Source organism: Halorubrum rarum (assembly GCF_048380895.1).
GTDB lineage: Archaea > Halobacteriota > Halobacteria > Halobacteriales > Haloferacaceae > Halorubrum.
In genome coordinates, this window is record NZ_JBLWMN010000003.1 from 14,042 (window position 1) to 35,670 (window position 21,629).

Annotated in this window: 22 protein-coding genes; 14 read left to right on the forward strand and 8 right to left on the reverse strand. The window is 60.5% G+C overall.

What is annotated here, in order from left to right; genetic code table 11:
- Window positions 1–33 precede the first annotated feature (33 nt).
- The 6 genes from ACNSN7_RS03220 (at window position 34) to ACNSN7_RS03245 (ending at window position 6,202) form a co-directional block, all read left to right on the forward strand.
- The gene (locus ACNSN7_RS03220; RefSeq protein ID WP_418280612.1) at window positions 34–1,338 is read left to right on the forward strand and encodes an ABC transporter substrate-binding protein; all 1,305 of its coding nucleotides are present in this window, start codon (window positions 34–36) and stop codon (window positions 1,336–1,338) included.
- 11 nt (window positions 1,339–1,349) lie between these two features.
- Window positions 1,350–3,311, forward strand: coding sequence for an ABC transporter permease (locus ACNSN7_RS03225; protein ID WP_418280614.1), 1,962 nt, complete (start codon window positions 1,350–1,352; stop codon window positions 3,309–3,311).
- A 1-nt stretch (window position 3,312) separates the two neighbouring features.
- Entirely contained in the window at window positions 3,313–4,059 is a 747-nt protein-coding gene (locus tag ACNSN7_RS03230; RefSeq protein ID WP_418280616.1) for an ABC transporter ATP-binding protein, read from the forward strand.
- Window positions 4,060–4,061: 2 nt separating this feature from the next.
- The gene (locus tag ACNSN7_RS03235) at window positions 4,062–4,799 is read left to right on the forward strand and encodes an ABC transporter ATP-binding protein (protein WP_418280618.1); all 738 of its coding nucleotides are present in this window, start codon (window positions 4,062–4,064) and stop codon (window positions 4,797–4,799) included.
- Window positions 4,800–4,971: 172 nt separating this feature from the next.
- Window positions 4,972–5,097: a hypothetical protein gene (locus ACNSN7_RS03240; RefSeq protein ID WP_418280620.1), complete on the forward strand. Its 126-nt coding sequence runs from the start codon at window positions 4,972–4,974 to the stop codon at window positions 5,095–5,097.
- 613 nt (window positions 5,098–5,710) lie between these two features.
- Window positions 5,711–6,202 carry an OsmC family protein gene (locus ACNSN7_RS03245; RefSeq protein WP_418280622.1) on the forward strand — a complete coding sequence of 164 codons (492 nt, stop codon included), beginning with the start codon at window positions 5,711–5,713 and terminating at the stop codon, window positions 6,200–6,202.
- An 80-nt stretch (window positions 6,203–6,282) separates the two neighbouring features.
- On the opposite strand, the gene ACNSN7_RS03250 is transcribed toward ACNSN7_RS03245, so the two are convergent.
- The 6 genes from ACNSN7_RS03250 to ACNSN7_RS03275 all read right to left on the reverse strand — a co-directional run bounded on the left by ACNSN7_RS03250 (window position 6,283) and on the right by ACNSN7_RS03275 (window position 11,609).
- Window positions 6,283–7,143, reverse strand: a complete 861-nt coding sequence (locus tag ACNSN7_RS03250) for a sulfite exporter TauE/SafE family protein (RefSeq protein ID WP_418280624.1) — start codon at window positions 7,141–7,143, stop codon at window positions 6,283–6,285.
- A 179-nt stretch (window positions 7,144–7,322) separates the two neighbouring features.
- Window positions 7,323–7,706 (reverse strand): glycine cleavage system protein GcvH, encoded by a 384-nt coding sequence (gene gcvH / locus ACNSN7_RS03255; RefSeq protein ID WP_418280626.1) that lies wholly within the window; start codon window positions 7,704–7,706, stop codon window positions 7,323–7,325.
- A gap of 60 nt (window positions 7,707–7,766) precedes the next feature.
- Window positions 7,767–8,918 (reverse strand): TAXI family TRAP transporter solute-binding subunit, encoded by a 1,152-nt coding sequence (locus ACNSN7_RS03260; RefSeq protein ID WP_418280628.1) that lies wholly within the window; start codon window positions 8,916–8,918, stop codon window positions 7,767–7,769.
- Window positions 8,919–9,013: 95 nt separating this feature from the next.
- Window positions 9,014–10,177, reverse strand: coding sequence for an MFS transporter (locus ACNSN7_RS03265; RefSeq protein WP_418280629.1), 1,164 nt, complete (start codon window positions 10,175–10,177; stop codon window positions 9,014–9,016).
- 63 nt (window positions 10,178–10,240) lie between these two features.
- Window positions 10,241–11,014 carry a fumarylacetoacetate hydrolase family protein gene (locus ACNSN7_RS03270; protein ID WP_418280631.1) on the reverse strand — a complete coding sequence of 258 codons (774 nt, stop codon included), beginning with the start codon at window positions 11,012–11,014 and terminating at the stop codon, window positions 10,241–10,243.
- A gap of 103 nt (window positions 11,015–11,117) precedes the next feature.
- The gene (locus ACNSN7_RS03275) at window positions 11,118–11,609 is read right to left on the reverse strand and encodes an OsmC family protein (protein ID WP_418280632.1); all 492 of its coding nucleotides are present in this window, start codon (window positions 11,607–11,609) and stop codon (window positions 11,118–11,120) included.
- A 121-nt stretch (window positions 11,610–11,730) separates the two neighbouring features.
- On the opposite strand from ACNSN7_RS03275, the gene ACNSN7_RS03280 reads away from it, so the two are divergent.
- Window positions 11,731–12,147: a universal stress protein gene (locus ACNSN7_RS03280; RefSeq protein WP_418280634.1), complete on the forward strand. Its 417-nt coding sequence runs from the start codon at window positions 11,731–11,733 to the stop codon at window positions 12,145–12,147.
- Window positions 12,148–12,179: 32 nt separating this feature from the next.
- Here the strand turns inward: ACNSN7_RS03280 and ACNSN7_RS03285 are convergent, their stop codons facing one another.
- A complete protein-coding gene (locus tag ACNSN7_RS03285) occupies window positions 12,180–14,072 on the reverse strand; it encodes a TRAP transporter permease (RefSeq protein ID WP_418280635.1) in 1,893 nt (630 codons plus the stop codon).
- Window positions 14,073–14,208: 136 nt separating this feature from the next.
- Between ACNSN7_RS03285 and lpdA the strand changes: the two genes are divergently transcribed.
- Window positions 14,209–15,624, forward strand: a complete 1,416-nt coding sequence (gene lpdA, locus ACNSN7_RS03290) for a dihydrolipoyl dehydrogenase (RefSeq protein WP_418280637.1) — start codon at window positions 14,209–14,211, stop codon at window positions 15,622–15,624.
- A gap of 77 nt (window positions 15,625–15,701) precedes the next feature.
- A complete protein-coding gene (locus ACNSN7_RS03295; protein ID WP_418280638.1) occupies window positions 15,702–16,460 on the forward strand; it encodes an IclR family transcriptional regulator in 759 nt (252 codons plus the stop codon).
- Window positions 16,461–16,500: 40 nt separating this feature from the next.
- On the opposite strand, the gene dgoD is transcribed toward ACNSN7_RS03295, so the two are convergent.
- Window positions 16,501–17,652 carry a galactonate dehydratase gene (dgoD, locus tag ACNSN7_RS03300; protein ID WP_418280640.1) on the reverse strand — a complete coding sequence of 384 codons (1,152 nt, stop codon included), beginning with the start codon at window positions 17,650–17,652 and terminating at the stop codon, window positions 16,501–16,503.
- A gap of 855 nt (window positions 17,653–18,507) precedes the next feature.
- Here dgoD and ACNSN7_RS03305 point away from each other — a divergent pair.
- The 5 genes from ACNSN7_RS03305 (at window position 18,508) to ACNSN7_RS03325 (ending at window position 21,611) form a co-directional block, all read left to right on the forward strand.
- Window positions 18,508–18,663, forward strand: a complete 156-nt coding sequence (locus tag ACNSN7_RS03305) for a hypothetical protein (RefSeq protein WP_418280642.1) — start codon at window positions 18,508–18,510, stop codon at window positions 18,661–18,663.
- A 45-nt stretch (window positions 18,664–18,708) separates the two neighbouring features.
- On the forward strand, window positions 18,709–19,002 hold the full coding sequence (locus ACNSN7_RS03310; protein WP_418280643.1) for an alpha/beta fold hydrolase: 294 nt from the start codon (window positions 18,709–18,711) through the stop codon (window positions 19,000–19,002).
- Window positions 19,003–19,425: 423 nt separating this feature from the next.
- Entirely contained in the window at window positions 19,426–19,956 is a 531-nt protein-coding gene (locus ACNSN7_RS03315) for a DUF5817 domain-containing protein (RefSeq protein ID WP_418280645.1), read from the forward strand.
- Window positions 19,957–20,055: 99 nt separating this feature from the next.
- Window positions 20,056–21,138, forward strand: coding sequence for a DUF7490 domain-containing protein (locus ACNSN7_RS03320; RefSeq protein ID WP_418280646.1), 1,083 nt, complete (start codon window positions 20,056–20,058; stop codon window positions 21,136–21,138).
- A 50-nt stretch (window positions 21,139–21,188) separates the two neighbouring features.
- On the forward strand, window positions 21,189–21,611 hold the full coding sequence (locus ACNSN7_RS03325) for a DUF8060 family membrane protein (RefSeq protein ID WP_418280648.1): 423 nt from the start codon (window positions 21,189–21,191) through the stop codon (window positions 21,609–21,611).
- The last annotated feature ends 18 nt before the right edge of the window (window positions 21,612–21,629 follow it).

Consider the following 21,629-nt stretch of genomic DNA (forward strand, 5'->3'; position numbering starts at 1 on the left):
AGGTTTATATTAGAGTCTCATGATCGATAGTCTATGTCACCGGTTGACAGTGCTCGAAGGCGTACTATCCTCAAACGAACCGGCAGCGGGGCTCTCGGCGCTGCTTCCCTGTCGATGCTCGCAGGCTGTGCGGACGACGACGACGACGGCGGCGACGGCGGTGGCGGCGCGGACGATGACGGGACCATGGGCGACGGCGACGCGGACGACGATGCGGTCCGTATCGGGTTCCTGATCCCGCTTACCGGAATCTTCGCCGCGCAGGGCGAGGCGATGGAGCGCGGTGCCGAAACGACGCTTCACTACCTCAAAGAGGAGGTCGGCGGGATCCTCGGGCGGGACGTGGAAGGCGTCATCGAGGACACGGAAGGCGACCCCGGCCAAGGTCGCGACATGGCGCGACGACACGTGGAGACGAACGACGTCGACGTCCTCATCGGTGCGGTCTCCGGCGCGGTGAACCTCTCGATCGCCGACTACGCTCACGACGCCGGCGTCCCGTATTTCGCGTACGGCGGGCCCGAAGAGATCACCGGATCGGAGTGTCGTCCCACGACCTTCCGGTACCAGTACTCCGACAGCCAGATCGCACGGACCGGCGCGCAGTGGGCACTGGAGAACTTGGGCGAGAACGTCTGGATCCACATCGCGGACTACGCCTTCGGCCAGTCGATCAGCCGGGAGTGGCAGAAGGCGTTCGAGGCCTCCGGTCTCGACTACACCATCGTCGACGAGACACAGACGCCCCTCGGGAACGACGACTTCTCTCCCGTGCTCAGCGAGATACAGGCGTCCGATGCCGACTGGGTGCTGCAAGGATTCAGCGGATCCGACGCCGTGAACTTCCTGAGCCAGGCACAGCAGTTCGGCCTCGAACAGGACATCATGAGCACCACGAACACGTATCAGCCGCTCCGGGAGGGTGCCGGTTCCGCGGCCGTCGGAACGTACACCACGATCCGGTACGAGCCGTCGTACGACACCGACGCGAACCGAACCTTGGTCGACCTCCACACGGAGCTTCACGACGTGCCGCCGACGGACTTCGCGCTCGTGTTCTGGAGCAGCCTGCGCGCCTACGCCGAGGCCGCCGAAGCGGCGGGATCGGTGGAGACCGAAGCGATCATCGGCGCGCTCGAAGGGTTGGAAACCGACGAGCCAATGGGGGCCGCCACGATGCGTGAATGTGACCACCAGGCGATGCGCACCGGGTTCGTCGGACAGATCACGGAACCCGACGAGTGGGACTGGCCCGGTCAGGAGATCGTCGGAGAGCTCCCGGCCGAGGACGTCACGCGCGAGTGTGCCGAGACGGGCTGTGAGATGCCCGATCTCTGACGATCCTCCCCATGCTTCTCACAGGATTCGATCCGGTATTAGCCGTCATTAGCGCGGAGCGAGCGACGTTTCTCCTCTTGAACGGGCTCGCGCTGGGAATGTTGTACATCCTGATCGCGTCGGGCTTTGCCGTCATCTTCGGCATTACCGACGTGCTCAACTTCGCACACGGAGCGTTCTACATGCTCGGTGCGTACTTCGCGCTCGCGGTCGTCGACGCCACCGGGAGCTTCTTCGTGGCGCTGATCCTCGGTCCGCTCTTGGTGGCGGGTGTCGGCGCTCTCGCCGAGCGGCTCACGCTCTCGAACATCTACGACCGGTCACCGCTGTACCACGTCCTCATCACGTTCGGCGTCCTGCTCATCCTCACCGAACTGGTGGAGATAATCTGGGGAACGGGGACGCAGTTCTTCCAGACGCCGGAGCTACTGACCGGTGCGATACAGGTCGGACCGGTGATGTACCCACAGTATCGGCTCTTCACGATCCTCGCGGGGGCGGTCATCGCGCTGGCGACGTGGCTTCTGATCCGCTACTCCCGGTTCGGACTGATCCTCCGCGCCGGCGCACAGGATCAGGGCACGGTCCGACTCATGGGTGTCGACATCAAGAAGTACTACACGCTCACCTTCGCCCTCGGGACGTTCCTGGCGGCGATCGCCGGCGCGCTGGCCGGTCCCTTCCTGAGCGTCAACCCCGAGATGGGGAACGGGGCGCTCATCATCGCCTTCGTCGTCGTCGCCATCGGCGGTCTCGGTAGTTTCGCTGGAGCGATCGTCGCCGGACTCATCGTCGGGTTCACACAGGCGACCGTCGACACGTTCATCTCGGAACTGTCCGGGTTCGTGTTCTACATCCTCCTTCTGGGAGCGCTGTTGCTCAAACCCGAAGGGATCCTCGGAGATTACGAGATCCGCCAACAGGCGGCGAAGCTCTCCTACGACGAGCGGATCCCACCCGTCCCGTTGACCGATCGACGGGTACTCGCTCTGCTCGCCGGGCTCGCGATACTACCGGTGGTCGGCCTCAACACGTTCATGTCGTCGTACGGCGTGGGGCTCGTCGCCCTGATGTTCATTTGGGGTGTCCTCGCGCTCAGTCTCGACACCGTCACCGGGTACACCGGGCTGATCTCGTTCGGGCACGCGGCGTTCTACGGCGTCGGGAGCTACGCAGTCGCGCTAACGACGCTTCACGTCACCAATTCGTTCCTGCTCGGCATCGGCACTGCGATACTCGTCACCGGTGCCATCGCGTGGGTCGTTGGAGCGATCTCCGCGAGACTGTCGGGGCTGTACTTCGCCGTCATCACGTTCGCGATCGCCCAGTTGCTGTACGAGCTGTCGGTGACGTGGTCGAGTTTCACCGGCGGGAGCAACGGGCTGGCCATCGATCGTGTCCAGCTGTTGGGGTTCATCGACGTCTCGAACACGCTCGTCTTCTACTACCTGGCGTTGGCGATGCTCGTCGGCTCGTACTACGTCGCAAAGCGGATCATGGATTCGCCGTTCGGGCTACAGCTCCTCGCCGTCCGTGAGAGCGAGCGCCGCGCGGCGTTCCTCGGCTACGATACGAACAAAGCGAAGCGACGGATCTTCGCCGTTTCGGGTGCTCTCGGCGGTGTCGCAGGTGGACTCTTCGTCACCCTTCAGACGTTCACCAGCCCGGAAACGCTGTTCTGGGTCGTCTCGGGGGACGCCCTGTTCGCGATGATCCTCGGCGGCGTCGGTACCCTGTACGGCCCGATCATCGGCGGTGCCGTCCTGATCGGCCTCGATCAGATACTCACGATCTACTTCGACCACTGGCGGATGATACTCGGTATCGTGCTGGTCGCTATCGTGTTGTTCGCCCCGCGGGGACTGGTCAGCTTCTATGCCATCGTTCGGGAGCTGATATCCGGCGATTCGGACCCGACCGGTGGTTCCGGCCCGACGGACGACGACGCGGACGCAGCCAAGGGTGATCGATGACATGCTCGAAACACGTAACCTCACGAAGCAGTTCGGGGCACTGACCGCGGTCAACGACGTCGACCTCCGGATCGAGCGCGACGGGATCCACTCGGTGATCGGTCCCAACGGGGCCGGCAAGTCGACCCTCTTTCACCTGTTGACCGGCTATCTCGAGCCGACGAACGGAGAGATCCTGTACGACGGCGAGGACATCTCGGGACTCGCACCCCGGACGATCGTCACGAAAGGGATCAGTCGTTCGTTCCAGATCTCCGATCTGTTCGACGGGCTCACAGTGGGAGAGAACCTCAGGATAGCGACGCAGTCGTTGGACGGGAACCGCAACTCGATGTGGCGGAACGCGGACTCCCTGTCGACGACCGAGCAGGCTGACGCGTTGATGGCGGAGCTCGAACTCTCCGAGTTCGCCGAGACACGAGCGGACGCGTTGAGTCACGGCGACCGGAGGAAACTCGAGGTCGGCCTGGCGATCGCGGTCGAACCCGACCTGATGCTGCTGGACGAGCCGACCGCCGGCATGGGCAAGGAGGGATCCGTGCGGATGGTCCAAACGATCCGGCGTATCGCGGCGGAGCGGGACATCACGCTCGTCGTGATCGAACACGACATCGAGATCGTGATGCAGATCTCCGACCGGATCACCGTGCTCAACCGCGGTGAGATACTCACGGAAGGCGAACCGGCAGAGATCCAGTCGGACGAGGACGTTCAAGAGGCGTACATCGGTACGGGGGAGGAGGCGTGATCATGAGCGACGATCCCCTGTTACGAGTGGACGACGTGTACGCCTCGTACGGCTCCGGACACGTGCTCTGGGACGTCTCCCTGGACGTCGACGACGGCGAAGTCGTCGGGCTGCTCGGACGGAACGGTGCCGGGAAGACGACGACGTTGCGGACGATCACCGGCGTCGTCCAGCCGACCGACGGATCGATCCGGTTCGACGGTGCGGACATCACCGATCTCCCCGACCACGAGATCAGCACCCGCGGTATCAGTTACGTGCCCGAAAGTCGGGACGTGTTCCCCGATCTGACCGTCCACGAGAACCTCCGGATGGGTGGGATCACTGGATCGGAGGGGATCATGACGATCGACGAGGTGCTCGAGTGGATGCCCCGACTCGAGGAGCGTGCGTCGTTGAAAGCGTCGAAGCTGAGCGGCGGCGAACAGCAGATGCTCGCGATCGGCCGTGCGCTGTTGAGCAGGACGGAGCTCCTGTTGCTCGACGAACCGACGGAAGGTCTCGCACCGAAGATCGTACAGGACGTGATAGACGCCATCGAGACGATTAAGGGTCGAGACATCCCGATCCTCCTCGTCGAACAGAACCTCAACACGGTACTGGAAGTCGCGGACCGAGTGTACGTACTCGATCAGGGACGGATCGTTTATAAGGGGACGATCGAGGAGCTGGAGGCCGACGAGCAGGTCCAGCGCGAGTACCTCGGCGTCGGGACTGACACGTCCGGACAGCTCGGTTGACGTCCTCCCCGCCCTGATGGGTGAGGATTCCCGCGACATCGCCCGCTGAGTCGGGATCGCGTGGGTTACGACGTGACCCGTTCTTGAGGCGCGAATGCGCCGGTTTCCCTGTCGAACGGGAGTCTACACCGCGTGCCGTGATAGGAGCGATGGAGTCGTTCCATCACTCGACGTGAACCGCTGGCTCGTCGTCGCGGGAGCGACCGTGTTCCTCCAGGACGACGAACGCGTGACGTGGCGGCTTCCGGGCGCGGCGATGGTGGCCGTGCTCGGGATCACCCTCGCCCTTCGAGCGTGAGCGGGCGTGTCCGTTCGACGGCCATTCGGCCGTGGGGTCGCCGTCTCGGACTGCCGTTCGACTCGATCTCCCGTCTCGGCATCAGCGATCAAAAGCCATACGGTCAGTAATACACCATTTTTATATACTATTAAAATATTATATATTTCGGATACCGGATTAAGAGATAGCATCTTCAAGATAGTGCACAGAATCCATAATCTGATATAAATATACAAATTTTGAAGATAATTTGAAACCAACCACTAAATTATATCACTTTATATCTTAAATAAATCATCTGAGCTGGCGTGCACCCTGATGAGATAAACATATTCCACATTACATAGAGGGTAATATATTATTAAGTAAATATAATTCGTCTAGTATTATACTCGCACGGCACACTGAACGCAAACGTGGTGGTATTGGCCCCCGCCGATCGGCGGATATTGCATTCGTGGATACGACGGATGCGTCTCGTCACGGCTCAACCGTGCATGACGACTAACAGAGGTATTCTCCGTCGAGACGACTGTTGGGAGGACGATGCCAACGGAGCGCCCGGCCGAACGCACGCTTGCTCAGTGTGAACAAACAACGAACATAAATACGCGCAAACCGTTCGTCCCGTATGGCTCAGCAAAAGCCCGGTGAGCACGGAGTCGAAGGGAGAAATGCAACCTTTCACAAGAAGGCCGGAGAACCGACCGAAGGCCGATGTCGCGACAGACACGACGTCCTGATCGACGAACCGGAGTGGAGCGAATTCGGCGAGGACCGCGCCCCCTCACCGGTCGATTACCTCATGATCGCGGTGACGTCCTGTCAGGTATCGGTGCTCTCACAGAGCTTCGATAAGGCTGGAATCGAAGATTACGAGATCGACGTGAACTCGACGATCGACAGAGTCGGCGCGGACTCCGTCCCGGACGAGATGCCCGCGCACACGGCAAACCGGATCCAGCACGTCGATATCGAGATCGACGTCACGGTCCCGGACGAATACGCGGAGGCGGCTCAACGGAGCCTCGACGTGTACGATCAGGGCTGTATCGTCGGACAGAGCTTCCGCTCGGGGATCGACTACACGCCCCACACCTCCCTCGAGACGACGTCGAGCTAAGGTCGATCGAGGGTCCGGACCGACGCCGATCGACGGCGATCTGTTGTTTGTCACTCACCCACGGCGGCGGAGCGGTCGCCCTACAGGGCCAGCCGTGCGAGGGTCACCAGCCCGATGGCGACGTACGCGACGACGAGAACGCGCACGGTCATCGATTCCGGAAGTCTGCTGTTCAGATACGCGCCCGCTTGACCGCCGACGAGAACGACCGGAGCGATGATCACCGCGACGCCCCACGGAACGGCGATCCCGTTCTGCTGACCGACCCATCCCGTACTCAACAGGGCGATGTTCACCACATTCGCGGTCAGTATCGTCACGTACAGGATGAGCGTGCTCGTTCCGATAGAGGTCCGTATCGGCAGGCCGTTGTTCACGTGGAGGCGGGTATTCGCCACCTCGCCGATGGCGAAGCCGACCAGTCCAGCGATCAGTCCGCCGGACGCGAACGATGCCTGGTCGAACACGTGCGAGCGTTCGGTCTCTCGCGGCGCGGGAGCAGTTCCGTCCGCGTCGGTGGACGGGTTCGGCGTGTCCGACGCGTGAGCGCGATAGACCACGACGGACAGGATGAAGACCACGGCTGCGAAGATGAGCAGCAACCAGTTTCCGGGGATTCCGTACGAGACGACACGACCGACGACCGCGAACGGAACCGAGATCAGGAGCACGGAACCGGCGACGCGGAACCGGATCTGTCGACGGAACCAGTAGCCGACGACCGTGCTCGTCTGCCCGAAAAACATGATGATGAGCGTCAGCCCGATCGCTCCGTTCGGTGAGATCGCCGGGAACGTCGGGATGACCGCCGGAAACAACAGGAGAAACGTCGGAACGAAAAAAGCCGCGGACTCCATCGCCAACGACGTCGCGATCGTGCAGATGACGAACGAGACGACGACGATGAACAGGAGCTCACCGAGCGAAAACGTTAGAAACACGGCGGGATATTTCGGTCGACGGCGTCTGTCTGGGAGATGCGATTCTCGTGAGGGGTGATCCGACTGTGCTGAGGGGATAGCATCGATGTAGTAGATGGGTCACGTCTCACCAGCACCGTGGATCGCTACCCGAATCGAGGCTCCGTTTAAGGGGAGAGTACGGCGTCATCTCGGGGATCCTATTCGGTCTGCTCGGTGTATTCTGCCGCCGTTTGCAGCGATTCGATCTCGTCCGCATCGTCGATCTCGATCCGCAGCATCCACCCGTCCCCGTACGGGTCCTGATTGACCAGCTCCGGTGAGTCATAGAGCGCTTCGTTCACGTCGACGACCGTCCCCGAGACCGGGAGGAACAGGTCCGACATCGCTTTAATGCTCTCGATCATGCCGAACTGTTCTCCCTGTTCGAAGCCCTCGTCGACTTCGGGAAGTTCGACGAAAACGACGTCTCCGAGTTCGTCCTGTGCGAAATCAGTGATTCCGACGGTACCGGTTCCGTTCTCGACGCGGACCCACTCGTGTGACTCCAGATATCGGTGATCAGCCGGCGTTTCGAATGCCATGTGCGACGATGATCAGCGAACGTAATCAATGTTGTGGGGTCCGGCCGGAGCGGGTGGGGCTTAGTTAGCGATCTCGAAGTCGTCGTTCCACTCGTCGATCTCCTGTAGGTAGTCGGCCGCACCGGGATGGAACGGGATATCGGCCTGCTGTCCGCGGATCCCCCATCGATCCACCTCTTCGCCCTCGATCTCGACGGTCCCGAATCCGTAGCCCCAGAGCACGGAGTTGAGGTCGACCATCTCCTCTTGATTCTGGTGGAGTGTCTCCATCGCGTGATAGACGGTATCTCGGTCGAGGTCGCGGCGCATGACCGCAGTCGAGTTGAGCAGCGGTAGCGTCAGCGTGTCGTGGACGGTGTCCAGCGCGGACGACCACATCGGATGGCTCGTATCGATCTCCGCGATCTCGAAGAACGGGTACTGCGACAGGAGGTTGTCCCGTCCGGCGTCGCTCATCGGAACGATATCGCTGTCGACGGTTTCGAACGCCTCGACCGTCGCCGGGTTCGTGCTCATATTAATGATGCCGGTGAAGAACGCCGAGATTTCCTCGGATCGGTACGCGGAGATCGCCTCTGTGAATCCCATTCGTGTCGTTTCGACGTCTTCCCAGACGCCCTCCGCCCGGAGAACGCGCTCGCCGATCTCCGGGACCGCACCGCCCGGCGGTCCGAGGCTCACCGACTCCCCGGCTAGGTCCGGTACCTCCACGATGTCGTTCTCTTTCCGAGTGACGAAGCAGTGATTGAGGTTCTGAATCGTCGGTAACCCCTGCACCGGGCGGATGTCGACCGGCTCCTCCGAGAATGGGCCCTCCTCGTTGTACATCCAGTGGGTGACGATGTTGTGTGCGAACCCGATCTCGAGTTCGCCGGCGTCCAGCAGTCGCTGGTTGTGCACGAACCCCTGCGTGTTCTGCGCGCTGATTCCCAGCTGGTCGGAGTTGTTCTCGAAGAACGCTCCGAACACGGGTCCGAGGGAACCCGACCCGGACCCTTCGGTACTGGTTCCGAACCGCCAGGTTGTGTCCGTGTCCGACCCGCCGTCATCGGACGAGGAATCGTCAGCAGTACTCCCGTCACCTCCGGCGGATCCGTCTCCGTTGACGTCGTCCTCGCCGAGACATCCGGCGACGGCCACCGAACCGATCCCGACGCCAAGTGATTTCACTACGGTTCGTCTACTCTTGTACTGGTCGCTCTCTTGCACCATCTCGCTATTCAATAACACACATGCATATATATAAGTATCGTTCGGTATGGATCAGCCGATAATATTTTATATAATTCAGAAATTGAATAAATACATTAGTATTGGAAATATAAAAACGCCGTCAACCCCGATCCGACGAGGGCGGTCCCGGACAGCAGAACGAACAGGACGCTCATCGAAAAGTAGGTTAACACGACGCCGGTAACGGTCGCACCGACGGCTCCGACGCCGAAGACCCCCAGAGACATATAGCCGTACGAGAGCCCCCGTGTCTCGATGCTCGTGTGCTCGGCAATGATCGCATGCTCGAACGGCTGGATCATGAACAACACGAATCCGAAGAACACGCTCAAAACCAAGAGGAACGCGATCCCCCGATCGGCGACGAACACGAACAGAACCGATAGCGCCGAGAGAGCCAAGAGCGCGCCGCCGAGCCCGATTTCGGTCCGGTCGAGGCGGTCGATGAGCTTCCCGCCCGCGTACTGCCCGACAACGCCGACGAGCAGGATCCACGTGTACACGAACTGTGACGGCTCGATCTCACGACCGCCCACGACCACCCGTTCGAACAGCCGGAAATCCGCGAGTACCCCCGGAAGGAACGTCAACGCACCGCGGAGGTACAGCCCGTAGATGACGACGATACCGAAGATAACGGCGAACGCGGAGGTGAACAGTAGGATCGATCCGTCCCGGAACGTCAGGTTCGACTCGGAACGATCGTCGTCCGTCACAGCGGTGGTTTCGTCGAACTCCGTAAAAACGGTCAGAACGAAGACGAAAAACGTCGGAACCGTCAGCAGCGCTGCGACGAGCCGCCACTCGAAGAAGACGAGCAAGACGGCGACGATCAGCGGACCGAGCCCGATGCCGACGTTGCCGGCCATCCCGTGATACGCGAAGGCGCTGCCCTGTTGGTCGATCCCCTTGCTGATCACCGTTAGGCCCGCGGGATGGTACACGCTCGCGGCGGTTCCCCAACAGACTAACGCGATCGCCATGACGAGGATGTCAAACGAGAGGCTCAACAACAGAAACGACGCGCCCATCCCGACCAGACAGCCGGCGATCAGACGCTTTGAGCCATACCGATCGGCGAGTTTCCCGCCCGGAATCGCCCCGAGACCCCACATCGCGTATCCGGCGGTAACGATACCTCCGAGCGTCGCTGCCGTCACGTCAAACTCCGTCAGCCACACCACCATGAAAAGCGGTATCGACAGCTCGTACAGATGGAGGATAGCGTGAGCCGGCATAACCACTCGAAGGATCGACCGATCGTTTGTGTTCACGATGTCACCTTCGAAAGCATGCCGTCGCTACTGGTCCGGCATGAAGTCGTGTTCCACGCTCCCCTCGAATTCGCCTGCCGTAACGTCGTGTTCGAGCGTTCCGATCCCCTCGATTTCGATGGAGACGTGGTCGCCATCCGAGAGCGGACTGACTCCCGCGGGAGTCCCGGTGGCGATGACGTCGCCAGGTTCCAGCGTCATGAGATCCGTTATCTCGGCGATCAGTTCGGGTATCGAGAAGATCAGATCGTCGATCGTGGACTGCTGTTTGACCTCGTCGTTGACGCGGAGTTCGATCGCCGCGTCGTCGGGCACGTGCTCGGGCGTCGCAACCACCGGTCCCATAGGAGCGGCGTTGTCGAACGCCTTTCCCCGAACCCAATTCTGCTCTTCGCGCTGGTCGTCTCGATTCGAGATGTCGTTGACGATCGTGTATCCTTCGATAACACCCATCGCCTCGTCCTCGGGCACGTTTCGACAGTGAGTGCCGATCACTATGCCGAGTTCGGCCTCGTGGTCGATCCGCGATTTGTCCTTCGGGAGGTCCACGGTAGCGCCGTGGTTCGAGACCGTATTCGGTGTCTTCAGGAACAGCAAGGGCCGTTCTGGAATGTCCGAATCAGTCTCCTCGGCGTGGTTCAGGTAGTTCAATCCGACGCAGACGATCTTGCTCGGCTCGGTCGGACTCAAGACTTCGACGTCGTCGAGGTCGTACTGCTGTGTCGAGAAGACGACGGTATCGTCCTGTAATTCGCCGGTTCGAACTGTCCCTGCGGGATCTCGAAATCGGATTTTACGCATGGGTATCTATCGATACCCGAGTATCTACAAAAAGGTTACTACAAACTGAACCGCTGTGAGCCGGTTTGTTTGGGAGCGGCAGTCGGAGTCGGCGGCTCCGGGCTCATTTCGTAGAGAGGTGCGTCGTCGGCTCGTAATCGATTCCCGCCTTGTAACTCTGACCGACGATACATCCCGTATCGTACACTTCGAGGCATCGAGACGCGCGCTTTTCGTGCTCCGCTGGCACCTCAAGGTGTAGTTGGATGTCGATGTGACGGATCCGATTGGCGGTGTGGTCCGGCATGTTCTCGTCGACGTCGTCCTCTCCCGCGTCGTCGATCGTCGCCTCGGCTTTGATGTTGTAATCGTCGATCCGCGCCTTCGAGAGACACTGGGACAGCACGGACACCTGACACGCGGCGAGCGCCGTCATCATGTAATCGACGGGCGACGGGTGCGCGTCCTCGCCACCCATGCGCGGGATCCACTCGGGTTCGTCGATGAGCACTTCGTGTTTGTCTCGACAGAGGCCTCGCGTGGGTTCCCCCGCCGTTTTTTCGAACGTCGCTTTGCGACCCTCGTGACCGTGGCTTCCGGTTTTGTCTTCGGACATCATCTCTACCGTCCATCTATTCATATTAAAAATTATGGGTGGAAGGTGGCAACCGCCGACGAAACGGAAGCGCGTTGTCAACAGTCGGTGTATTAAAATAGTTCAGCGTTCCAGTATGTGTATGGTTGTAATCGTTGGTATCGAAAACTCGGACGACCACGCACTGATACGACAGGGAGCCGAACTCGCGGAGGCCTTCGAGGACTCGTTACACGTCGTGCACGTAACGGAGATCGACGTTCCGGCCGACGACATCGGCAGCGACTTCGCCGACGAGTCCGTGGCTCAACTCGAGTCGTCCGCGGCGGCGTCCGCCCGAAAAGCGCTCGGCGACGTGGGCGTCCCGACCGAGGGAGTCGGAATCGTCGACGAAAACGTCGCCCGAGCGCTCCTCGACTACGCGGCGCAGGTCGACGCTCGGTACATCGTGATCGGCGGGAGAAAGCGGACGGCGGTCGGGAAGGCGCTATTCGGGAGCACCACGCAATCCATCCTCCTCGAATCGACCGTCCCCGTCGTCACGGTCATGGACGAGTGATAGTCACCGGCACCAAAATCGGGACCGCGATCTTAAAACACGTAGATCAACGCCCCGAAGAGTGCAACGCTCCCGAGCAGGTACCCTCCTCGGGTCGCCCTGCTGATCTCTCCACGGATCCCCCAGTTCTGTAGGACCATGATCAACAGCCCGAGAGCGACCGTAGTCACGACGATCGTGATCAGCGACGCCGGGAACGTGAGGAAGATCAGGGACGGGTTATAGAGGATGATGAACGGGATGATAAGCATCGCGATACCGATGCGCATCGCCTCTAGACACGTCGAGATGAAATCGGACTCCGCGATGTTACACGCCACCGCACAGGTGAACGCCACCGGCGGCGTGATGTTGGAGAAGACGGCGACGTAAAACACGAAGAAGTGCGCTGCCGCCGGAGCGAACCCGAACTCCGTGAGTGCAGGGACGCCGACCGCAACCGTGATCAGGTAGGCCGCGATCGTCGGCATCCCCATGCCGAGGAGGATGATCACGATCGACAGAACGAGGAGGAACAGCAACGGACTGATCTCCGCGAGCTGGAGGATCTGTAGGGAAATCGCGATCCCGAGCCCGGTGATATTGAACATCGTGATGATGATGTTCAGCGCCGCGATGATGATGGTGATCGGCGCCATCGCCATCATCCCCTCGTAGACGCCCTCAAACACGGTCAGGGATTCGTTGAACAGCGGTGCCACGAGGGAGTCGTCGGTCGAATTTGCGAGGATGATCTGGCCGACGTAGTTGAGACCGACCAGCGTGACGATCGCCTGAAACGCCGCGCGTGCCGGGTTGATCCGGAACACAACCAAAACCCCGACCAAGAGCACCAGGCTACCGATTATCGGCATGAGATTGAAGAGCAACTGCCGGGTCGTCATCATTTCGACGCCTTCGATATCGGCTTCATCGACCCTGAGTTCCCGGTCGTCGTCTCCGGTAAGCTTGTTCGAGACGAGATGCACCGAAAAGACCACCATCCCGTAAAAAATGAACCCGGGGATAGCGCCCATGATAATGACGTCAGTGTACGAGATACCCAGGAGATCGGCCATAATGAACGCCACGATGCCCATCACCGGCGGCATGATCTGCCCGCCCGAGGACGCGACGCTCTCGATCGCGGCCGCGGTTTTTCCGGCTATCCCCCGCTCTTTCATCATCGGAATGGTGAACGATCCCGTCAGCGCCGTGTTTGCCGGTGCGCTACCGGAGATCGAACCGATGATCAGACTCGAGAGGACGGCGATCTGAGACACCCCTGACGACATGTGCTTTCCCGCCCGGAAGCCGATCTGTAAGAAGAGATTCAGTCCGCCCATCGCCTTGATCAACCCCGCGTAGACGAGAAAGACGAACACCCATCGCGCCCCCGATTGGGTCACGATTCCGAAGACGCCGTTGAATTCGACGGAGTTCGCCGTGATGACCCGCTGTCCTAAGCCGGCGTGCTGGAAGATCCCCGGCATGAACGGACCGAGAAACCCGTAAATAAGCGACACAACGACAAATCCGGTGAGGAACGCCCCATACTCTTTGTACGCCGAGAGAACCGTGAGTGCGATGATGAGAACACCGATAGCGATGTCCAGATCGGTGTATATTCCGACTCGGATCTGTCGAAGCGCGGTGAAATCAGAGATGAGGTAGTAGCCGGCTCCGAAACTCGCGAGCGCGAACGGGATGGAGATGTACCGTGTCGGGGCGTGTTCGGTGTCGGTGAACGTGTGCAGCCAGTAGATCCCGAGGCTGAACGTCCATAGCCAGACGGTATAAAACACGTTATCGCCGAACAAGAGCAACTGTGGCTGGAGTGCACCGACGAAGCCGAATGCGATCGCGAGGACCCCGACCAGATACTTCACCGGATGTTGTTTGCCTTCCGCAACAGAAGGTAGTCGCTGAGTATTGAGCGTTGCCATGGACTAGGAGGTTATTTCGGCCGATATTATATCTTTGCATGGCCCCGGAGACCGGTAACGCGCCTCGGTTTGTGCCCCGCACTGAGAAACACTTATACCACCGTTGCATCTACGCCTGATCGGACATACAGAACTCATGAGCCGAAGAAGCCTACCATCGGAGACGGACGTACTGGTTATCGGAGGCGGACCCGGAGGGTACGTGGCCGCGATCAGGGCGGGACAGCTCGGGTTGGACGTCGCGCTCGTCGACCGGGAGTACGGGGGAACGTGTCTCAACTACGGCTGTATTCCATCGAAGGCGATGATCACGGCCACGGGGATCGCCCACGAGGCCGAGACCGCGACCGAGATGGGTATTCACGCCGACATCGAATACGATTTCGTGGAGATGGTCGACTGGAAAGATGGGGTCGTCGACCGGCTCACCAGAGGAGTCGAGAAGCTCTGTAAAGCGAATCAGGTCTCGCTGATCGACGGATACGCCGAGTTCGTCGCCGACAATCGCGCGCGGATCGACCTCACGGAAGGGGAGGACCACGAGATCGATTTCGACGACGTCATCGTCGCAACTGGGTCCTCCCCGATCGAGATTCCCGGGTTCAGCTTCGACGACGAGCCGGTGTTGAGCTCTCGCGACGCGCTCGGGCTGACAGCGGTCCCGGACTCGCTCGTTATCGTCGGAGCGGGGTACATCGGCATGGAACTCGCCGGCGTCTTCGCCAAACTCGGAACGGATATCACTGTCGTCGAAATGCTCGATTCGGTTCTCCCCGGATACGATCCGGACCTCGTTCGCCCCGTGAAAACACGCGCCGAAGAGCTCGGTGTGGACTTCAATTTCGGCGAAGGCGCAAGCGAATGGCGCGAGAGTGACGACGGAATCGTGGTGACCACCCGGACCGAGGACGGAGACGAATCCCTCTACGAGAGCGACAAGGTGTTGGTCGCCGTGGGACGCTCACCGGTGACCGATACCCTCAATCTGGACGCGATCGGTCTCGAACCGAATGACTCCGGCTTCCTCGAAACGGATGATCGCGCGCGAACGACCCGAGACCACGTTTACGCCGTAGGGGACGTGGCGGGTGAGCCGATGCTCGCACACAAGGCGAGCGCGGAGGGCGAAGTTGCCGCCGAGGTGATCGCCGGGCACTCCTCCGCTCTGGATCACCGAGCGATCCCGGCCGCCGTGTTCACCGAACCGGAGATCGCGATGGTCGGAATGACAGAACGCGAGAGCCGCGAGGCGGGGATCGAGCCGACGGTCGGCGAGTTCCCGTTCCGCGCGAGCGGTCGATCGCTTACACTCGACAACGTCGACGGATTCGTTCGGATCGTTGCCGCTGCGGACACCGGACGCGTTATCGGCGGCCAGATCGTCGGGCCGGAGGCTTCCGAGCTGATCGCTATCATCGGCGGCGCGATAGAGACCGAGTCGACGCTGACGGATATCGCTTCGACGATCCACAGCCATCCCACGCTATCGGAGGCGGTGATGGAAGCCTCCCAGAACGCGCTCGGTCGCGCAATCCATACCCTCAATCGATGACACGTGTCCCTCGATCGATGATACGTGTTTAACAATAGTGAACAAGATATTTATCGGACGAGGCGCATGTGTGAGGTATGACCGAAGCCAAGAATCCGATCAAATCGACCGAAACGACCTTTCGAGTCCTCGAAGCGCTGTCGACCCAACGCAGTCCCACGGTCACCGCCCTTGCGGAGGACCTCGACCTATCGAAGGGGACGATACACAACCACTTATCGACGCTCCGAGGGCTCGGATACCTCACCAAACGAGGAAACGAGTATCACCTCGGCGTTCGATTTTCGCGACTCGGAACGATCGGGAGCGAACGGTTCGAAGTGTACCAAACCGGGACGACGATCATCGATAACCTCGCACAGACGACGGGAGAATGCGCCAACATCGTTGTCCGCGAGGAGACACGCGGGACGTACCTCCACACGTCTGTCGGTGAACACACCCCGCGCGTGACGATCCGACCGGGCGATCCTGCGGATCTCCTCCGATCGGCCGGGGGAAAAGCGATTCTGGCCCACGCCAGCAAAAAAGACGTTTCCGCGGTCCATACCCAGGAGTCAGACGGCAGTACGAACGTGTCGCTGGAGGACCGGCAGGAGGAACTGCGAGAGATCCGACAACGGTCCCTCTCGTTTAGCAGGGGTGAACACGAGCCGGATCGGTACGGCGTCGGCGCGCCGATCAAAACGCCGGACGGTGCTGTTCGGTGCGCCGTGGCTATCGTGGGTCCCGAGGAACGCCTGAGCGGGAAGGTCCTCCAGCAAGATCTCGCAGGACTCGTATCGAGCGCAGCGAAGGATATCGAACGGGAGATGATCGCCTCCAAGGGAGACTGAACCTCGATTGACGGACCGGATTTAGCGATACTAAACAAATTCACCAATCAGCGACGCTGCCGTCGTCGTGGTGCCACGTCGGGCTTCGCCAGTGGATGGACTCACCGGCCATCGTCTGGACGGTTTCGGTGTCGATCGTTATCCCCAGCCCGGGGGCGTCGGTCACCGAGAGGAACCCGTCTTCCCATTGGAAGTAGTCGTCGTTCGCGACGTAGCTGAAGAACTCGCTGTCGGGCTTCGAGTGGAGCTCGTCGTGCTGTTCTTGTTGCACGACGTTCTGGTTCGCGAGACTGAGTTGCAGGCAGGCAGCGAAGGATATCGGACCGACCGGAGACTTCGGCAGCACCCGAACCCCGTAAGATGACGCCAGATCGGCGATCTTCATGACTTCCGTGATCCCGCCGGCGTGCGCGAGTGCGGGTTGGACGTAGTCCACCGGTTGCCTCTCCAGAAGGATCCGGAACTCCTCTTTCGTGTACAACCGCTGCCCCGTCGCGATCGGATTCGAGCTCACCGAGGCGATCTCCGAGAGGGCGTTCTGATGCTCGGGAAGCACCGGTTCCTCGACGAACGTGAGGTTGTACGACGACAACTCGCTCACGAGCGACTTCGCGACTCCCAGTCCGACGCGGCCGCGGATATCCACGCCGACGTCGACGTGTTCTGGAATTACATCCATACAACTGTCAAGTCTGTTCTTCGCGTTCAACAGGATCTTTCGTGTCCGGGTGTTCGCGGGACCCGCGTTCATCATCAGTTCTATCGACTCGAATCCGTTTTCGACCGCGTATTTCGCCGAGTCGGCGAGGTCGTCGGGCTTGTCGCCGCTGACCCACTGTGACACGGCAATGCGATCGCGGACGGGCCCCCCAAGTAACTCGTACACCGGAGCGTTCATGTGTTTCCCTTTGAGATCCCAAAGGGCCTGGTCGATACCCGAGATCGCGCTCATCAGTATCGGGCCCCCCCTGTGGTGGGCACTGCGGTACATGTACTGCCAGTGCCGCTCAACGGGTAGCGGATCTTTGCCGATGAGGTACTCCTCGATCAGTTCCGTTACCGCCGCGCGAGTTGTCTGTTCTCGCCCCTCCACGATCGGCTCTCCCCAGCCCTCGAGACCGGTATCAGTCCGTAATCGGAGAAAGAGCCAGCGCGGTGGAACGGTGTATAAATCGAAGTCGACGATGCGCATACATCGGCGTTATCCGTTCTACAATTTATATATGGCGGTCGGATTCATTCCGGAATGCGCGTCTCCGCTGACGTCGACACACCGGAGCCGCACGCTGCATCGCCGGTGAGGGCGTCGTACCGGTCGCGCTTCGAACGTTCGAGCGATCCTCGTGAGTTACCGATCCGTGATGCGATCTCGGGCGACGATAGAAATATATCAGATAAACAAAATGCATGTGATTATAATATGTCATCCGGCAGTCTCAAAGCGTTGAGCCATACATCGTCCAGACGAAAGAACGGACGGTCGGATACGTTACCGATTCAACGAAGAACCGGCGAAGGAAGTGAGATCAGACGCCATCGTATAGAAGTAAACGTATATGGGATAAATACGATTGTATATTCGGAGTTAACACACAATATTCGTCAATTTCTACGCCATAGTTGATCACGAACTTAGACGAGACCGTTGGTCCACGGACCGCCCTCGGAGCTCCAAACAGTGGCGGGGCCTCGAGGTGGCGAGGTGTACAGAAATAACTGTAATATTATGCTATAGTTTTACTATAGTATTTCATATAATTCTTTGAGTTGAGCACGCTGTCGTTGCGGTCGCGGTTCAATGCGAAGTGCTCCGCTGGGTCAGCCCCGTCGACGACGATCCACGGCTTCTCGTCGGGATCGTACAGACGTTCGGGTACTCGCGGACGAGTCGGTCGAGGGCGGCGCGGCGCTGAGCCGCGAAGTTCGACGTGTGTTCGTCCTTTCGGTCGACGAGGCCTCGACCCCTGACGGGATCGTGGACCTATTAGCATAGGCAACACCGCTTTGGGGCTTTCCGCCGAACTCCCACGAGAGGGTGACTCACACCATGACAACGACATACTCCGAATGGACGGCGGCCCAAGAACGCGCGACCGTCGCGGTCGACGGCCACGACCTCGAAGTGGCGTACCGAGACGAAGGGACGGGTGACCCGGTGGTGTTCCTCCACGGGATCCCGACGAACTCGTACCTCTTCCGCTAACAGTTCGACGCGGTCGCGTCGGAGCGTCGGGCAATCGCGCCGGACGTGGTCGGCTACGGCAACTCGGCGATCCACGACGGATTCGACACGATCGACTTCGTCGGTCACGACCTGGGCAGCGGCGTCGGGCTGCGCTACGCCGCTCGCACGCCCGAGGCCGTGGATCGACTAGTCCTATCGAACTCCGTCGCCTATGACTCGTGGCCGATCCAGACCATCACCGACCTCGGACTCCCCGAAACCGCCCGTGAGACGAGCGTCGAGGAGCTTCAAGAGATGCTCGACGGCCTGTTCGCGTCTTTAATACCACGTGCGATGACCGGGCCCGATCAGCTATAAATTAATAATACACATCATTTTCCAGTTTCTATATTTTCTTATATATTTACAGACTACTATACTGACTCGTTTTTATTAGCATCTGTCTAATAGCACGATTATATCTAATATTCAGTTAATAATGGATATTGTACTGTATTCGGGAATATTTCTAGTGCCTATATAATTATACTCCCGATAAATTTCTTTTAATAACTTATCACAGGAATATCGGAAGATCCACACACAACGATACTGATGCTTATCGGATATGCGTGTTCGAGACTACCTATCGGTATGACACGACATATCGGCGTATTATATAAAAATACAGTTATAGAAAATCATCCGATATAAGGAATGAACGTACGTTCTCTCCCTCTCATTCGTGGGTCGGTCACGACGAAGCGAGGGTTCAAACCGGATCCGAACGAACCCGCACATATGTACGCCGTCGTCGGGTGCAACGAATGTGCGAACATGTGGCTCCTCCGCGATCCGGAGACGAGTGACACCGCGCAGTGTTCGCGATGCTCGAAGACACACCGAACGAGCAAGCTGAAACACTTCTTCGAGTCCGAGGACCGCGAGGCCGCGCGTGAAGCTCGTGCCGCGCTGCTCGCGAAGAAACACGGCGACAGCGAGGCGTTCGCCGAAGTCGATCACGTCGCCGAGTTGGAACGGGCCGTCGAGGAGGCGGGCATCGACGACCGCGAGTACTTGGAGACGTCGGGGATCGACGCCGACGCGGCGTTCGCTGCCGGCGCGCGCGCCGAGGGCAACGATTCGCCCGCTCGGAGTCGACCCGAGATCATCCGTGATGCGGTTCGAGCGGTCGACGAGCCCACCGAGGACGCGATCGTTGCGGACGCGGTCACCCACGGCGTTCCCGCCGACGCGGCCCGCGACCTCCTGGCGAAACTGACGCGGCGCGGCGAGCTCTCCGAATCGGGCGGACGCTACCGGGTGGTGTGAGGAGCGGACGATTCAGCGAGCGGGAAGCGGGGCGGCGAGACACAAGCCGCTGCTTGTCCCTCCCGAAAGCCTATACCTCGACCGGCGAACGCACGGAACATGGATACGCGAACGGCCCTCCTCTCCGCTGCCGTGGTACTTTTCCTCGTCGGTGCGATCGGCGTCGTCGCGGTTCCCGGTGCGCTCGACGATCCTCGGGAGCGTGACGGTCCCGACTATCCAAGCCACCTGAGCGTCGCGGACGTCGTCGTCCAACCGGGCGACGTCGGCGGTGCAACCGCCGAGCTCGACGTGCTCATGGATCTGGAACACCGCGGATCCACCGCCGAGAACGTCACCGTTCGATTCCGCGCGATCGACGCCGACTCCGGACTGCTGGCGGACGAGACGACGGTCGAGGTCGGCGACGTCGAAACCGACGCGGGGGATGCGGACGGCGCGGTAGCGGACGACCCCGCGGCGCGTCGGGCGGCGATGGAGTCGAGCAGCGAGCGACGTGTCGAGGGAACGCTCGAGGTGGAGCGTTCCGGCGGATACCGGCTCGAAACGCTCGTCTACGTCGACGGCGAGCGACGAACCGAGCAGTCGACTCGAGTGTCGGGCGTCGCCGCGCTCACGCCGTCGTACGCGGACTCCCGCGTCGGATTCACGGATGGGACCGTCTGGCCGACGGTAACCGTCACGGTCAGAAACACCGACGCCGACACGACGACGCTGGACGTGTCCGCCTCGGTCACGAACCGCGGTGACACCGACTCGGCGGACCTCGACCTCCGGCTTCTGGTTCGGCAGGCCGAATCGAACGTCGTCGCGGACGACGCCGAGGTGACCGTCGGATCGATACGACCCGGCCGAACGGACACGGTCACCGCGACCGTCGAAGTGCCGAACGAGTACAACTACTACGTCGACGTCGCGCTGTGGGACGACGACGTGCTGATCGACGAGACGCAAAGCGTCGCCAATCTCGATCCCCAAGAGAGTATTCAGGCGAACGAGACGGTACAGAACGTCGAGTTCGCCGTCGATGACTTCACCGACGACGCGGAGACGGTGACCGATCGGCCGACCCCCGAGGCCGAGGACGCCGGCGGAACCGAGGAGGATACGCCCGGCTTCGGCATCGCCCTCGCGGTGGTGGCGATCGCTGCGGCCGCGCTGTTCGCCCGGAGGAACCCATGACTGACGAGAGACCCATGACTGACGAGAGACCCATGACTGACGAGAGACCCATGACTGACGAGACACACACCGAAACCCATCACGACCGTATCGAGGATCGCACCGACGATCGGACCGATGATCACGACGATCGGATCGAGGATCGCACCGACGATCGGATCGAGGATCACGACGACGACCGGGCGACCGACCGTCCCGGATCCGACCGATTCGGTCGCCTCTCCGCGTCCGACGTACGCGGGGTCCTCGATAGGGTCGCGCTCGCCGCCTTGGTCCTGCTGGCGCTGATAGCCGGCTGGAACGTCTACGGACACGTCGGCACGGCGATCCGGACGTGGCTCGATCCCGCCTATCAGTCGGTCGCGCTCGCGGCGTTCAACCTCGCGGTGCTCATGGTCGCGCTGGCCGGCGTGATCCATCAGCTCCGCCGACTCCGCACCGACGAGGAGTCGGGAATCGGGACGACCGACTGAGGATCGGCACCCGATCCG